We start from the raw sequence: 15,081 nt of genomic DNA, 5'->3' as shown, positions 1-15,081 counted from the left end.
ACCGGTTCAACGAGGCGGACCCGCTGTGGCGACGGGAATCCCGGCGGAACCTCGCCGGGCCCGGCCGTTCGCTGCGGGTCGGCTGCGCTCCGGGACGCGGAGGGTCCCCGCCCGGTCGGGACCGGACGGGGACCTCGACTGCTCACTCGGTCAGACCGAGCCCAACACACCATCCCTGGTGCCGGCGACGAAGGCGTGCCAGTCGCCGGGAGCGAAGACCAGGGCCGGGCCGGCCTTGTCCTTCGAGTCCCGCACTCCGACCGCCCCGGTCACGTACGCCACCTCCACACAGTTGTCGCAGTTCGGCCCGCTCTTCGAGCTCTTGAACCACGTCGCCTGCGTCAGGTCCACGGGGAACCCCTTGGTCGCCATCTCGGCTCCTCTGCCAGTTTTGCGATGTGTGCGATGGACTCCTCTGGACGAATGGCCGCAGCGCGGATGTGATCGAAGATGAAGCTGTACTTCTGCAGTTCGTCGCTCTTCTCAAGGAAAAGCCCACCCGTGGCGTTCTCCGCGTACACGACATCCGGATCACCGGGCTCGGGAAAACTGAGGATCGTGAAGGTCCCGTCCATGCCGGCGTGCGCACCCACCTCGAAGGGGAGGATCTGGAGCGTCACGTTCGGCAACTCGGCCACCTCGACCAACCGCCTGAGTTGGCCGCGCATCACCTCGTCCCCGCCCACCGGCCGACTTACCACCGCCTCATCGAGCACCACCCACAGATCGACCGGATCGTCCTGGGTCAACAACGACTGACGGCCCAGACGGACACGCACCCTCTGGTGTACCTGATCGGCGGTGAAGTCCGGACGGGCGGCTCGGATCATCGCCCCGGCGTACTCCTCGGTCTCCAACAGGCCCGGAACGACCTGCTGTTCGTACGCCCGGATCGAACTCGCCGCCGCCTCCAGCCCGACGTACGCCCCGACCAGCACCGTGCTGTACGGGTGCCACCAGCCCTTCTGCCGCGCCTCCCGGGCGATCTGGACGAGTTCGTCGCTCTCGGCACCCACGACGCCGTAGATCCTCAGCATGTCCCGCACGTCGCGCGGGGTGGCCGTGGTGTGCCCCGTCTCGATCCGGGAGATCTTGGACGCCGAGCACTCCAACTGCTCGGCGACAACCTCGATGGTGATCCCGGCCGACTCCCGCTGCCGGCGCAGCTCGGCGCCGAGCCGCCGCCGTCGGATCGTCGGGCTGCGCCGCTCACTCATTGCGCGGCCTCGGAGTCTCTGGTCCTCGCCGCTGGTTGCTCGACCCCACTCTCGGGCTACCTCCGGTCGACGCGCCACTGGCTGCCGCTCACCGGGGGCGCGACCGTCGACCGGCGAGCGTTCGCGACGAGGGGTGGTGCCGGTCATCGGCCGGCCGCGACGGGCGAAACCGGCCCTCAGTGTGCCGTCCGTACGCGGATGGCTTCAAGCGCCGCTTTGCGTGGCGGACTCACGTATCGGCAAAAGTCGACGTGCAACTTGCATGAAGCACGTCGCTGATGCAGTCTGTCCGTATGGCACGGATCACTCAGCGTCTCCGTCTGCTCTCCGGGTGTGGTGACCCCACCGACCCCGGATGGCCGGGCGGGGCGCGGGCCCGGCCGGCGCCACTCAGACCTGCGCCGGGGTGATGACCCCACCGCTGCAAGCCAGCTGACTGCGGCGGTGGGCGCGGTTCCCGGAAGCAGTCAGGTGATGGTCGGGTGGCGGCACGCCACCAGCGGGTACGGCCCGACCACCATCACGCACCAACCGGTCCACGAGGCGCGATCCCGTCACCGGGCCGAGACATCCCAGACCAGTCACCCGCCGGCACGACGCCGGCTCTCCCTCCCCAGGAGCCCATGTGCTTCCCCGCTCCGGTGACGTTCTGCACGTGACTCGCGCGGCGAGTGTCCAGTTCCTCAGGCCGATCATGTTCCGGGTGATCCGGGTGCTCGACTGGCCGACCTACGACGGTTGGCTCTGGCTCGACGGCTACGAGCTCAACGCCGCCGGCGATGCCGTCAACCGACGGTCGATCTTCGTACAGCGGGAAGGGCTGCGACAGGTGCAGGCCGCGCCGGAGCCCCGCCCGCACACCGTACGGACCCGACGACCGGTCGCCCGTACGCCGGTCAGAGTCGGCTGACCAGCGCGAACCGCCGCGGGTAGGCGTGCCGTCGCCATAGAATCGGTACGCCCACCCCGGCATGTTCCACCGCACGTCCAGGACCCTGAGCCTGGGATGGTCATGGTCAATCAGCCCGCCGTGCGGCGGCACCACCGCTCCCGTATCACCTACGCTCTCGGACTGCTCGCTCTCCTCGGCGCCGTGACCACCATCGTGGTCCTGGTCCGCGACCCGGCGTTGTCGTCCACCCGGCTGGCCGTTCCGGTGCCGGCTCCGGAGATCACCGTGGTCGACGCCGACCCGCCCGCCGACGAACCCGGCTGGATCAGCGCCGATGCCCCCGACGGACGCGTCGGAGCGTCCGACCCGGCCGGCCCGGCCGCCGGGGCCGGCGCCGGCGGTCAGTCCGACGGACCGCAGGAACTCAGCGACGCCGCACCGGCGGGGCACACCGCCACGGACGTCCGCCGCTCGCTGTTCTGGTCCGGGATCTTCGGCCTCACCATCTCGCTCGCCGGCCTCGGCCTCGTCGGCACCCGCCGCCGGATGTGGTGAACATCGGTCACGGCGTGGTCGTCACCGTCGGGCTCGGGCTGGTCGGGCTGGTTGCGGTCGAGGGCCGCGCCTGGGAGATCACCAGCAGCACCTCCTCGTCGGTCCGCACCGTCGCGCCGGCCTCCGGATCGGTGCTGACCACCGTCCCCGGCGGCAGCTCGGACGGGCGGTACACCACTCGATAGCTCAGGCCGAGCCGGTCCAGCAGCCTCTCGGCGGTGGCCTGCGGCAGGCCGGCCAGCGGTGGCACCGGTAGCCGCGCTTCCTCGGTGGTCGCCGCCGGGCTGCTCGGCGTCGCGCTGCTGGGCGCCGCCGAGGTCGGGGCGCTGCTGCTCGGCGGGGCGCTGGCACTGGCCGGCGGGACAGACGGCGTCGCCGGGTTGTCGGGGTCGTCGTCCCGGGCGTTGAGCACCACCCACAGAGCCGCCCCGAGCAGCCCGGCGAGCAGCAGAGCGAGTACGCCCCAGAGGATCGGCAGCCACCAACGCCGGCCACCCTGCTCCTCGACGTACCAGTCCGCAGTCGGTTCGGCCGGTCGGGGCGCGCGCACCTCGGCCCGCCCGGACCACGGCGGCGGCGTCGACCGCTCCACCGGCATCCGCGCCGTCCGGTCACCCGACGGCTCCGCGGCGGCCCGGTCGATCGGCATCGTCTCGTCCGGCGACCCACCACGACCAACCGAAACAGCCCGGTCGATCGGCATCGTCTCGTCCGGCGACGCGGTGCGGTCCGGCGGCTGCGGCCGGTTGCCGCCGGGGGGCGGCAGGGGGCGCGTACGGTCGTCCTCGGGCTCCCCGGCGGGCGGCTCCTGGCGGTCGTCGCTCATCGCACGTCCTTTCCCGAACCGGCGGGCGCCGTGGCCCTCGACCGTCAACCTAACCGCCCACGTCGACATCGGCCGGTATCGGTGCCGCGAGCCGCGTGCCGCAGTCGGGTCAGCTGGTGTCCGACGGGCCAGGCCGGGTGGGTCGACGCCGCAAAGCGGTGCGGGTCAGAGGGTGGGCTTCACGGTCGGCTGGCTCGGCGGGGGCGCCGCCCCGCACCAGATGCTCACCTCGTCGTTCCAGCGGGCCGGGCCGTCCTCGGCCGGCTCCTGCCGGCTGACCTTCCCGCTGCGCCCACTGCGGTAACGCGGGTAGAGCCCCTCCTCGACCAGCTCATCGGCGGCCTCGGCGCAGTCGTCGCCGACCACGTCCGGCACCTCGGCGGCGGGGGCCGGACCGGCCACCTGGAGCTGGACAGTGGTGCCCCGGGCCACCTCGGTGCCCACGGCCGGCGAGGCGCTCTCCACCGTGCGGCCGGTGCCGCCGCCGAAGACCAGACGCCAGCCCAACCGCTGCTTACGCAGCATCTCGCGGGCCTGCACGAAGTCGGCGCCGACCACGGGTGGCACGGTCAGCCCGGTCCCCTTCGTCGTGGAGGCGGTCGTCCGTGGGGCGGACGGCGTGGTCCGGCCGGTGGTCGGCCGGGACGAGGTGGCCCGGCCGGTCGGCGTACCGGCCGTGGTGGCCACCGCCTGCGGGTTCGCCGGAGATTCGCCATCGTCGCCGGCCAGCAGCCAGCCACCTGTCGCACCGACCACGGCCAGCAGCACCGCGACCAGCCCGCCACCGAGCAGCACGCTGGCCCGGCTTCCACCGCCGCCGGCCTGGCCGCCGGCGGAATCCTGCCGACCCGTGTTCGCGTCCGTCATACCGCCCACCGCCTCATCACCGGCGACCGTACCGTTAGCCGCCCATCACGTTGTGCCGACGGTCCATACCGGCGGGTCACCACGACTCGCCGCACCGACGACGGGACGTTACGCTGCCCGGCATGGCCAGACGGGGCTGGGGAGTATCGATCGTGACGGCGATCGGGGTCGCTGCCGGCGCGGGCGCCGCGCAGCTCGGCTTCGGCTACGGGCTCGGCGTCATCACCTGGACGCCCACCGACGCCGGGGCCAACGACACGGCCTGGGCGGATGGCCTCGCCTGGGCCAGCTGGCTCGCCGCCAGCTCGACAGTGCTCGGCGCGGTCTGCGCGCAGCGACTGCACCAGCGTGCCGTACCCCCAGCGGTTGACCAGCCGGCCACCGGCGCCGAGCCGACGGCACCCGCCCCGGCGACCGAGACGGCTCTGCCGCAGCCGGCGGCGCTCGAAGAGGGAACGCCGGCCCGGGTCGAGGGCGCCGAGGCGGCGCGGGCCCGGCCGACCTCGGCGGTCGATCGATCGGCACCGGTGGCCGACACGCCGCCCGACGAGCCCGGCGGCCTGTTCCGCAGGCTGTCGCTGGCGCTCGGCGCCGGGCTCGGTGGACTGGTCACCGTGCTGCTGGTCGCCGTACCGGCCCGGGTCGCCGCGGGTGCCGACAGCGGCACGCCGCAACGGGTCGCCGCCCTGCACGCGGTGCTGGGCATTCTGATCGGCGTGTTCGTCGCGCTCTGGGCGCTGCGCTCCCGCACCGCCGCGCTGAACGTCACCGCGACGGCCGCCTGGCTCTGGCTGCTCGCGGTGGTCTCGGTCATCGACGGGGTACGCGTCGGGCGCGGGCTCACCGGCGCTCAGCTCGGCACCTGGCAGCTCGACCCGGACCACGCGCGGTACTGGATCGGGGGCCAGCTCTACTGGCCCGGCGCGCTGCTGGCGCTCGTACCCGCGCTCCTGATCGGTGCGCTCGCCGCTCGGGGCGCCGCGCGGTCGGACGGGCACCGGATCGGCGCGGCGGCCTCCGGCGCGGCCGGTCCGCTGCTCGTCGCGCTCGCCTACCTGACCACGGTGCCGCGCTGGGTCACGCTGGGGCCCGCACAGTTCTCCACCCAGCTCATCGCCCCGTACGCGGTGATCGCCGGTGTCGGCGGCTCGGTGCTGGCCGCCGTCCTCGCCGAGCGGGCCGGCCGCAGGCGCGTTGCCCACCGACGGTCAGCCGCCGCCGGCACGCAGCCCGCACCGACCGCCCCGATGGAGCCCGATCCGACCACCCGCCCGGGCGCTCGGATCGGCAGCACCTCGGCCGGCGCGACCGTACCGACTCCCGGTGGCCGGGCGACCGGCGCTGGGCCGGACGGCGACGGGCCGGCGACGGACACCTCGACCGGTACGGCGCCTCGGCGCGGCAGGACCACGTCGCCGGTGACCAGGTCGGAGGCCCGGTCGGGCGACGCGAACGCCGCACCCCGGGTACCGACGCCTCGGCCGTCCCCGGACGACACGGATCTGGCCGAACCCGCCACCACCGGGCCGACCGAGGACCCGGCACCCCGGCGTGCCCGTCCGCCCCGGAGGAGCACCCGCCCCACCGACTGACTCCCGGTCCGACCCCGCCGGCGGGTTGCGCTCAGTCGACGGGCCAGGTGTGGACCGGTTCGTTGGAGCGCTGGAGTTCCGCGTAGCGCTGCACCATGTGGTGCAGGGCGGCGCTGCGGTCCATGCCCCGGTGGCGCTCCGCCGCCCAGACCGCCTCGGTCTGCCAGACGGCGCCGTTGCGGCCGGTACGACAGCGTTGCTCGATGATGCCGAGCAGCCGGTCCCGCTGCGCCGGGTCGACGCCGAACCCGTCCAGGCCGGTCGCGGCGACGGGCAGCAACTGCTCCAGCACCAGCTTGGTGACCGGTACGTCACCGAACCGGGGCCAGTGCAGCACGGCGTCCAGACCACGTCGGGCCGCCGCGTGGAAGTTCTCCTCGGCCGAGCTGAAGGTGAGCTGACTCCAGATCGGCCGGTCCGCCTCGGCCAGGCCACGGACCAGCCCGAAGTAGAAGGCCGCGTTGGCCAGCATGTCCACCACCGTCGGACCGGCGGGCAACACGCGATTTTCCACCCGCAGGTGCGGGCGGCCGTTCATGATGTCGTAGACCGGGCGGTTCCAGCGGTAGACGGTGCCGTTGTGCAGCCGCAGCTCGCCCAGTTGGGGCACTCCGCCGGCGTGCAGCACCTCCACCGGGTCCTCGTCCTCGCAGATCGGCAGCAGCGGCGGGAAGTACCGCACGTTCTCCTCGAACAGGTCGAAGATCGAGGTGATCCACCGCTCACCGAACCAGACCCGGGGGCGTACGCCCTGAGCTTTGAGTTCTTCCGGGCGGGTGTCGGTGGCCTGCTTGAACAGGGCGATACGGGTTTCGGCCCAGAGTTGGCGGCCGTACAGGAAGGGCGAGTTCGCTCCGACCGCCACCTGCACACCGGCGATGGCCTGGGACGCGTTCCAGTAGTCGGCGAAGCTGTCCGGCGCGACCTGGATGTGGAACTGGAGACTCGTGCAGGCCGCCTCGGGGGCGATCGAGTCGGTGTGCGTCTGCAACTGCTCGACGCCACGGATGTCGAGTTCGATGGCCTCGCCCCGGGCGCCGACGATCTGGTCGTTGAGCACCCGGTAGCGCTCGTTGGTGGAGAGATTGTCCTCGACCAGGTGACCCTCGGTGAGGGTGGGCAGAATGCCGACCAGGACGATCTTCGCGTCGGACTTGGCCGCGCGCTCGTCGGCCCGGGTGAGGCTGCTGCGCAGGTCGTGTTCGTAGTCGGCGAGACCGGCGCCCTCGATCAGTCGGGGTTCGGCGTTCAACTCCAGGTTGAACTGCCCCAGCTCGGTCTGGAACAGCGGATCGGCGATGTCGGCGAGGATCTCCTCGTTGCGCATCGCCGGCTCGGCCCGCGAGTCGACCAGGTTCAGCTCGATCTCCAGGCCGGTCATCGGCCGGTCGGCGTCGAACCCGAAGTCGTCGAGCATCAGGGCGAAGACGTCCAGACACCGCCGGACCTTCTGCCGGTAGCGGACGCGGTCCTCCCGGGTGAAGGCGCCCTGCGAGACGTCCCTGCCCATGTGTCCTCCCGACAACCGGCGCGGTCGGGATCCTGCCGTCCCGGAAAGCGCATTGTGAACCATCCACGTTAAGAGCGCTCGCCTGGCCAGGGCCAGAGGCCGCCGACGGTGATCCGACGCTGGCCGGAGCGGATGCGCTCGTGGCGCCATCTCTACCCCGTCGCTGCCGCGCCGGACCCCGTGGCGGTGCCAACAAGTCGTGACAATTCACACGCGCTCGGTACGGACGACGCCGGGCCCGCGCCGACGTGCGGCGCGGGCCCGGCGTACCGGTGATCCGTGGGATCAGGCCTGGCGGACGGCCTCGCCCTCGATCTCGATCTTGATCTTCTTGCCGACCAGCACGCCACCGGTCTCCAGGGTGACGTTCCAGGTCAGGCCGAACTCCTCGCGGTCGATCTCGGTGCTCGCGGAGAAGCCGAAGATGTCCTGGCCGAACGGGCTGCGACCCACGCCCTCGAACTCGACCTCCAGCTCCACCGGACGGGTGACGTCCTTGATGGTCAGCTCACCGGTGAGCACGAACTCGTTGCCGCGGCGGGACTTGACGCCGGTGCTGCGGAACTCCAGGGTCGGGTACTTCTCGACGTCCAGGAACTCGGGGCTGCGCAGGTGCGCGTCCCGGTCGCCCTGGGTGGTGTCGATGCTGGCACCCTGGATGGTGGCGACGACCGAGGACTGCAGCGGGTCCTCGGCGACGGTGATGGTGGCGGTCGCCTCCTTGAACTCACCGCGGACCTTGCTCACCATCATGTGCCGGGCGACGAAGCCGACCCGCTTGTGCGCCGCGTCCAGCACGTAGGTGCCGGCCGTCGGGATGGTGAGGCCGTCCCAGTCGCGGGTAACCGCATCGATGCTGCTGGTCATGCTGGTGTCCTCCAGAAGATTGTTTAGTAGCCCAACGACTGCTTGAGCAAATATAACCGCAACAACATTCCCTCTGTCAAGGACTGGTAGGGTTAACGAGTGACCAACGTGTTCGACGACCCCCGGATCACCGCGGTTGGCCTCCTCTACGAGGTCCACGCCGGGCTCTCGGCCCGGTTCGCCGCCCAACTCGAGGAGCACGACCTCTCCACGGTCGAGTTCGAGGTGATCACTCGACTGGCCCGCTCACCCGGTAACCAGCTGCGGATGACCGACCTCGCCGCGCAGACGTCACTGTCCACCAGCGGGGTGACCCGTGTGGTGGACCGGATGGAACGCGACGGGCTGCTCACCCGCCGAGCCTGCCCGAACGATCGCCGCAGCTCGTACGCGGTGGTCACCGCGGCCGGCATGCAGCGGCTCGACGAGACGCTGCCCGGCCATCTGCGGATCATCGAGCAGTGGTTCACCGGCCAGCTCGACCCCGAGGCTCTGGCGGCACTGCTCGACGGCCTGCGCCGAGTGCGGGACGCCGTCCATCCCGGTGCCACCGCCGGCAGCACCGACCAGGAAGTGGCCGACGACTGCGACCCGGCCTGACCGTTGACACCCGGGCCTGACCGACCGTGGCCGCCCGACCTCACCGGACGGCGGCCACCCGTGTCGCCAGCGGCGGTCGAGCCGTGTCGGGGCGACGTCCGGGCGGTCGACCGAGGCGTGCGGCGGGTGCCGGCAGCACCGGCAGAAAGACCGGCAGAACTGACTTTGCAGACCGGACAAACCTCTTGAAGAGCACCTTCCACCCCGGCAGCGGTGGCAGGCTTTCGTCCACCGGGGAATCACCGGGGGGTGACGGCGCGGGCGAACAGCGAGGGGTAGCACCAAGGGGGCTCTTCGCTCGCGCCACTCTCCATCGGGCCGGCCACCGACGGGCGCCCAACTAGCGCTCGACGGACCCGCCCCGCGCGGCCATCAGCGCATAGAGCAGCCCGGACTCCTGCGGCAGCAACCGGATGCCACTCTCCTCGCAGACCCGGTCGAGACGATCGAGAACCGCCGGGTCCGACGTGCTCGCGGCGAGGCCCACCAGCGCCTCCACCACGTCCCGCCGATCGTGACCGGCCTCGGCAGCGGCGGCGAACCACTCCGCCGCCAGTTCCCGGTCACCCCGGTGCAGTGCCAGGTTCCCCTCGATCAGCGCACAGATACCCGCCTCCGGCCCGCCCCAGGACAACACCGTGTCGTCCGAGCGCGGTCGCGGGAGTCCGACCCGCTCCACCCACTGCTGGCCCGCCACGACAACTGTCGCCTCGGCGCCCCCCGCGCGCAGCTCGGTCAGCACCTCGGTCGCCTCCGTGGCACGCCCGTCCTGCGCGAGCGCCAATCCGACCGTCCCGAGCACCCGCCGTCGATGCCCCGGGTCACCCAACTCGAACAGTGCCGACGCCGCGCGCCGGCCCTGGTCGACGGCATCGGCGTACCGGCCCTCCAGGCGGGACACCTCGGCCCGGTTGGCCCAGGCCAACACCCGCAACCGCTGCTCACCGCCCTCGGCGGCGAGCCGGTCCACGGCAGCCAGCCGACGGCGTGCCGCGCCCAGGTCACCGATGCGGATCTCGTGCCAGGCGAGGCTGTTCTGCGCCACCGCCAGCTCCCGGGTCCGCCCGTTGCGGGCGGCGAGCCGGAGCACCGCCTCGGCCTGCTCCCGGGCCTCGTCGTGCCCGCCGACGGTGGTCAGCAGCGCGCCGAGCACGCTGCGCGCCTCCAGCTCGCCGGTCACGTCGCCGGCCTGTCGGAACGCCTCCAACGCGGCCCGCGCCGTCGGCAACTCGTCGACCTCGGCACCGTGCTCGGCGGCGAGCCGGGCCACCCCGAGGCTGGCCCAGCCGCGAAGGATCGGGTCCGCGTCCGCGGTTCGGGGGTCGGCCAGCAACCGCCGCAGCCACTGCCGCCCGGCGACATCGCGCCCCCGGAAGCGCCACCAGCGGGGCAGGCAGGCCGCCAGACGGAGCGCGGTCAGCGGGTCGTCGGTGGCCGCGTGGGCCAGCGCCGTGCTGATGTCGCTGCTCACCTCGTCGAGCCGGTGCACGGCGTCGAGCATCCGGGGGCCGGCCAGGTCGGAGGCGGTCCGCGCCACGAGGCGGGCGACCACCTCCGCATGCCGACGCCGTACGCAGGTCAGCTCACCACTGCCCACGGCCTGCTCGATGGCGAAGTCACGAACCGCGTCGAGCAGGCGGAACCGGAACGGCCCGGTGCCGCGAACGCTCAGCAGGCCGAGCTCGACGAGGCGGTCCAGCAGCGGGACCGGATCGATGGCGACCGTACCGTCCCGGTCGGCCTCGTCGGCGAGCATCTCCTCGGCCAGCTCCACCGACCACCGGTTGCCGAACATGGCAAGCCGCCGCAGCGCGTCGCGCTCATCCGGCGCGAGCAGTCGGTAGCTGGTCGCCACCGCGTCCCGCAGGGTCACCGCCACCGCCGCCCGGGTGGCATCGGTGGCATACGGGCGGCGGGTGGCCGCCTCCGGCCCGTCCCAGCGGTTACGGGCCGCCGGGTCGGCCGAGGTGGTCAGGTCGAGCACGCGATCGCCGTACCGATCGAGCAGTTCGGTGAGGTCGAGCAACCGGCCCCGGGCGGCCATCAGCTCGATGGCCAGCGGCAGGCCGCCCAGCCGACGGACCAGGGCGGCCAACGCCGGCAGCTCGTCCGGAGTCGGCGGCTCCCGACGGACCTGGGCGAGCCGCGCGGTGAACAGCGCGACCGCCGGCCACGAGCCGAGCGTGGCCGGCCCGGAGTGCTCGGCGTCCGGCGGCGGCACCTCGAGCGGGGCTAACGGCCAGACCCGTTCACCGGGCAGCCCGACCGGGTGCCGTCCGGTGACCAGCACCCGCAACGACGGCAGCACGATGCCCAGCCGGTGCAGGGTCTCGGCCACCGGGCCGGGGGCGCGCTCGACCGCGTCCATGACCAGCAGTGCCGGCCGTCCGGCGAGCCGGGCGACGAGTTCCGGCAGCCGGGCCGCGCCGAGGACGGTCATCGTGGCGGCGAGCACGTCCGGTCCGTCCGAGCCCTCGCCGACCAGCACGCCGGCCACACCGCCCGGATGTGCGCGGGCGGCTGCGTGGGCAACGGCGAGCGCGAGCGCGGTCTTGCCGACCCCGGCCAGCCCGACCAGGCTCACCAGTCGGGGGCCGCGTTCCGCGGTCAGCATTCCGGCCAGCTCGGTGACGTCGCGGTCGCGGCCGATCAGGGCTACCGGTGGGGGGAGGGCCACCCGAGCGGCGGCCCGGGCGGCTCCGGCTGTGGACGTGACACCGGCGCCAACCCCGAGCGTGCCCGAGATGACGTCCGGCCGGGGCGACTCACCGCCGGCGGCGCCGCGGGCCGTCGCCAGGAACGCCGCCCGGGTCGCGCCGGCCAACTCCAACGCCGTGGCCAGCAACTCGACTGTGGTGCGCTGCGGCCGGACCGACCGGCCGCGCTCCAGGTCCCGCACCGTCCGCACGCCGACCCCGGCACGGGACGCCAGCTCCGCCTGAGTCAGGCCGGCCGCGCGCCGGTGCGCACGCAGCAGTTCCGGCAGCCCGCTACGACCGGCCGGGCTCCGCGACCGATCATGCTCCGGAGTCATGGCCACGAAGAGTACGGATCGACTCCGACCATCGGCAGTCGAACGTCGGTCTGCCGACGTCCGCTCGCCGAAAATCCGACAGCCGAACGGCTGGCCGGCCCACGACGGCAAGCCGGCGTCAGACAGCAAGCCGGCGTCGAACGGCCGGCCGGTGGCAGACGGCCGGCCGGTGGCGGGCAGGGAGAGGCGGAGCGGGACCGGGCCGCGTCCAGGTGTGGTGTGGGTGGTTCAGAGACCCAGGTCGCGGGCGATGATCATGCGCTGCACCTCGCTGGTGCCCTCGCCGATTTCCAGGATCTTGGAGTCCCGCCAGAACCGGGCGACCGGGTACTCGTTCATGAAGCCGTACCCGCCGTGGATCTGGGTCGCCTCCCGGGCGTTGTCCACCGCGATGGTGCTCGCGTGCAGCTTCGCGATGGCGGCCTGTCGCTTGAACGGCTCACCGGCCAGCATCCGGGCGGCGGCGTCGTAGTAGGCCAGCCGGGCGGTGTGCGCCTTCAGCTCCATGTCGGCGATCTTGAACTGGATGGCCTGGTTGGCGCCGATCGGGCGGCCGAACGCCTCCCGCTCCTGCGCGTACTTGATCGACTCATCGACGCAGCCCTGGGCGAGGCCGACGGCCAGTGCGGCGATCGCGATCCGGCCCTCGTCGAGGATCCGCAGGAACTGGGCGAACCCTCGGCCGCGGGCACCGAGGAGGTTGGCCGCGGGCACCCGACAGTCGTCGAAGGTCAACTCGTGGGTGTCCGAGGCGGTCCACCCGACCTTGGAGTAACCGGGGGCCACCGTGAATCCGGGCGTACCGGTGGGCACGATGATCGTCGACAGCTCCTTGGAGCCGTCCGCGTTCGTGCCGGTCACGGCGGTGACGGTGACCAGGGCCGTGATGTCGGTCCCCGAGTTGGTGATGAACGCCTTCGACCCGTTGATCACCCACTCGTCGCCGTCCAGCACGGCGCGCGTCTGGGTGCCGGCGGCGTCGGATCCGGTGCCCGGCTCGGTGAGCCCGAAGCCCGCCAGCGCCTCGCCGCTGAGCAGCTTCGGCAGCCAGGTGGCCTTCTGCTCCTCGGTGCCGAAGCGGTAGATCGGCATCGCGCCCAGTGAGACCGCCGCCTCCAGCGTGATAGCCACGCTGGAGTCGACCCGGGCCAACTCCTCCAGGGCCAGACACAGCGCGAAGTAGTCGCCGCCCATCCCGCCGTGCTCCTCGCCGAAGGGCAGGCCGAACAGGCCCATCTTGCCCATCTGCCGGATCACCTCGTACGGAAAGGTGTGCTGCTCGTAGTGCTCGGCGATGACCGGGGCGACCACCTCGCGGGCGAAGTCCCGCACGCTCTCCCGCAGCGCCGTTTGTTCGTCGGTGAGCCGGAAGTCCATCTCATCCTCCTGTGTGGACGGCCGCCCCGGCGCTCGTGACGCCGCAGGCGGATCGCTGTGGGGGTGGGGCGAGGGTCAGACCGGGGTCACGCCGTGCCGACGCCGGGAGAAGTGCCGGTCCTTGGTACGCGCAGCGGCGAAGCGGCGGACCAGCTCGCCACGCAGGTCGTGCGGCTCGACGATGGCGTCCACCACCAGCTCGCTGGCGAGCCGGACGACGTCGATGTCCTGCTCGTACTCGGCCCGCTTGGCGGCCACGAAGGCGGCCCGCTCGTCCGCGTCCTCGATCGCCGCGATCTTGTTGGCGTAGACGGCGTTCACGGCGGCCTCGGCGCCCATCACCGCGATCTTCGCGGTGGGCAGCGCGATTGTCGCGTCCGGCTCGAAGCCGGGGCCGGCCATCGCGTACAGGCCGGCGCCGTACGCCTTGCGGACCACCACGCAGATCTTCGGGACGGTCGCCTCGGAGATGGCGGTGATCATCTTGGCGCCGTGCCGGATGATGCCCTGCTTCTCCACGGCGCTGCCGACCATGAAGCCGGGTACGTCGCTGAGGAAGAGCAGCGGCACGTTGAACGCGTCGCAGAGCTGCACGAACCGGGTCGCCTTGTCGGCCGAGTCGACGAAGAGCACGCCGCCCTTGAACATCGAGTTGTTGCCGAGCACGCCGACGACCTGGCCGTCGAGGCGGCCGAACCCGATGGTCAACTCCTTGGCCCACAGCGCCTGGATCTCGAAGAAGGAGCCCTCGTCGAGCAGGCCCTTGACGTACCGCCGCATGTCGAACGCCTGCCGCTCGCTGGCCGGCACGAGCGCGGCCAGGTCGGCCTTCGCGGGCGCGGCGACCGCCGGCGCGGCCGGCGGCGCCTGGGTCCAGTTCGCGGGCAGGTACGACAGGTAGGTCTTCACCACGTCGAGCGCGTCGGCCTCGGTCTTGCAGAGGAAGTGCCCGACGCCGGACTCGGCGGTGTGCACCTTGGCGCCGCCCATCGCCTCCAGGGTGGTCTTCTCCCCGGTGACCATCTCGACCATCCGGTCGGAGCCGAGATACATGCTCGCGTTGCCGTCGACCATGGCGACCACGTCGCAGAACGCCGGAATGTACGCCCCACCGGCGGCGCTCGGGCCGAACAGCGCGCAGACCTGCGGGATCGAACCCGAGGCGCGGACCTGGTTCCAGAAGATCTTGCCGGCGCCACGCCGGCCGGGGAAGAGGTCGACCTGGTCGGTGATCCGGGCGCCGGCGGAGTCGACCAGGTAGACCATCGGCACGCCGGCGCCGTACGCCCGCTCGATGATCCGGATGATCTTCTCGACGGTCCGGGCGCCCCAACTGCCGGCCTTGACGGTGGAGTCGTTGGCCATCAGGCAGACCTGCCGCCCGTCGATGGTGGCGGTGCCGGTGACCACGCCGTCGGCGGGCAGCCCGTCGGCGAGCGCGTTGGCGTAGAGGCCGTCCTCGACGAACGAACCCTCGTCGACCAGCAGCGCGACGCGTTCGCGGGCGAAGAGCTTGCCCTTGGCCTCGTTGGCCGCGTGGTATTTGTCCGCGCCGCCGGACCGGGCCCGCTTGCGCAGTTGCTCCAGCGCCTCACCGTCGAGCGTCACGCCGACTCCCTCGCCCGTACTGACCTGAACGATCGTTAGGCTATCGCATTCGCGCACCTCCCGGCGACCCACGACCGGCCGACGCTTCTTCGAACGAAACATTGAAATCTATTAATCTCTGTGGATAGGCTCCTGG

At 72.2% G+C, this 15,081-nt stretch carries 13 protein-coding genes; 4 read left to right on the top strand and 9 right to left on the bottom strand.

The features are described from left to right. Positions 1-150 precede the first annotated feature (150 nt). Together ACFYPH_RS10745 and ACFYPH_RS10740 are read right to left on the bottom strand one after the other, a co-directional pair. Positions 151-372, bottom strand: coding sequence for a DUF397 domain-containing protein (locus tag ACFYPH_RS10745; RefSeq protein ID WP_007454112.1), 222 nt, complete (start codon positions 370-372; stop codon positions 151-153). Beyond that, positions 342-1,217, bottom strand: a complete 876-nt coding sequence (locus tag ACFYPH_RS10740; protein ID WP_354854929.1) for a helix-turn-helix transcriptional regulator — start codon at positions 1,215-1,217, stop codon at positions 342-344. Before ACFYPH_RS10740 ends, ACFYPH_RS10745 begins: the two co-directional genes overlap by 31 nt. 625 nt (positions 1,218-1,842) lie before the next feature. Between ACFYPH_RS10740 and ACFYPH_RS10735 the strand changes: the two genes are divergently transcribed. Next, positions 1,843-2,127 carry a hypothetical protein gene (locus ACFYPH_RS10735; protein WP_354854927.1) on the top strand — a complete coding sequence of 95 codons (285 nt, stop codon included), beginning with the start codon at positions 1,843-1,845 and terminating at the stop codon, positions 2,125-2,127. Between the two features lie 96 nt (positions 2,128-2,223). After that, on the top strand, positions 2,224-2,664 hold the full coding sequence (locus ACFYPH_RS10730) for a hypothetical protein (protein ID WP_355063280.1): 441 nt from the start codon (positions 2,224-2,226) through the stop codon (positions 2,662-2,664). A gap of 7 nt (positions 2,665-2,671) precedes the next feature. Here the strand turns inward: ACFYPH_RS10730 and ACFYPH_RS10725 are convergent, their stop codons facing one another. After that, positions 2,672-3,490, bottom strand: a complete 819-nt coding sequence (locus tag ACFYPH_RS10725; protein ID WP_387180883.1) for a PASTA domain-containing protein — start codon at positions 3,488-3,490, stop codon at positions 2,672-2,674. Between the two features lie 165 nt (positions 3,491-3,655). Beyond that, positions 3,656-4,357, bottom strand: coding sequence for a PASTA domain-containing protein (locus tag ACFYPH_RS10720; protein WP_355063284.1), 702 nt, complete (start codon positions 4,355-4,357; stop codon positions 3,656-3,658). 122 nt (positions 4,358-4,479) lie between these two features. Between ACFYPH_RS10720 and ACFYPH_RS10715 the strand changes: the two genes are divergently transcribed. After that, positions 4,480-5,949: a hypothetical protein gene (locus ACFYPH_RS10715; RefSeq protein ID WP_387180880.1), complete on the top strand. Its 1,470-nt coding sequence runs from the start codon at positions 4,480-4,482 to the stop codon at positions 5,947-5,949. A gap of 31 nt (positions 5,950-5,980) precedes the next feature. On the opposite strand, the gene ACFYPH_RS10710 is transcribed toward ACFYPH_RS10715, so the two are convergent. Together ACFYPH_RS10710 and ACFYPH_RS10705 are read right to left on the bottom strand one after the other, a co-directional pair. Continuing rightward, positions 5,981-7,459, bottom strand: coding sequence for a glutamate--cysteine ligase (locus tag ACFYPH_RS10710; RefSeq protein WP_354854917.1), 1,479 nt, complete (start codon positions 7,457-7,459; stop codon positions 5,981-5,983). 285 nt (positions 7,460-7,744) lie between these two features. Then, positions 7,745-8,326, bottom strand: a complete 582-nt coding sequence (locus ACFYPH_RS10705) for a YceI family protein (protein WP_354854915.1) — start codon at positions 8,324-8,326, stop codon at positions 7,745-7,747. 99 nt (positions 8,327-8,425) lie between these two features. Between ACFYPH_RS10705 and ACFYPH_RS10700 the strand changes: the two genes are divergently transcribed. Beyond that, complete coding sequence (locus tag ACFYPH_RS10700) at positions 8,426-8,926, top strand: MarR family transcriptional regulator (RefSeq protein WP_354854913.1); 501 nt, start codon at positions 8,426-8,428, stop codon at positions 8,924-8,926. Positions 8,927-9,266: 340 nt separating this feature from the next. Here the strand turns inward: ACFYPH_RS10700 and ACFYPH_RS10695 are convergent, their stop codons facing one another. From ACFYPH_RS10695 to ACFYPH_RS10685, 3 genes are all read right to left on the bottom strand, one after another. After that, on the bottom strand, positions 9,267-11,960 hold the full coding sequence (locus ACFYPH_RS10695; protein WP_387180876.1) for an ATP-binding protein: 2,694 nt from the start codon (positions 11,958-11,960) through the stop codon (positions 9,267-9,269). 228 nt (positions 11,961-12,188) lie between these two features. Beyond that, complete coding sequence (locus ACFYPH_RS10690; protein WP_354854910.1) at positions 12,189-13,337, bottom strand: acyl-CoA dehydrogenase family protein; 1,149 nt, start codon at positions 13,335-13,337, stop codon at positions 12,189-12,191. 75 nt (positions 13,338-13,412) lie between these two features. Beyond that, positions 13,413-14,945 (bottom strand): acyl-CoA carboxylase subunit beta, encoded by a 1,533-nt coding sequence (locus ACFYPH_RS10685; protein WP_354854908.1) that lies wholly within the window; start codon positions 14,943-14,945, stop codon positions 13,413-13,415. Positions 14,946-15,081: the final 136 nt, after the last annotated feature.

The sequence above is a fragment of the Micromonospora sp. NPDC005252 genome (genome assembly GCF_042872475.1).
Classification (GTDB): domain Bacteria; phylum Actinomycetota; class Actinomycetes; order Mycobacteriales; family Micromonosporaceae; genus Micromonospora.
The sequence above is the reverse complement of the archived record's forward strand: the minus strand, read 5'-3'. Positions and strand labels throughout refer to the sequence as shown.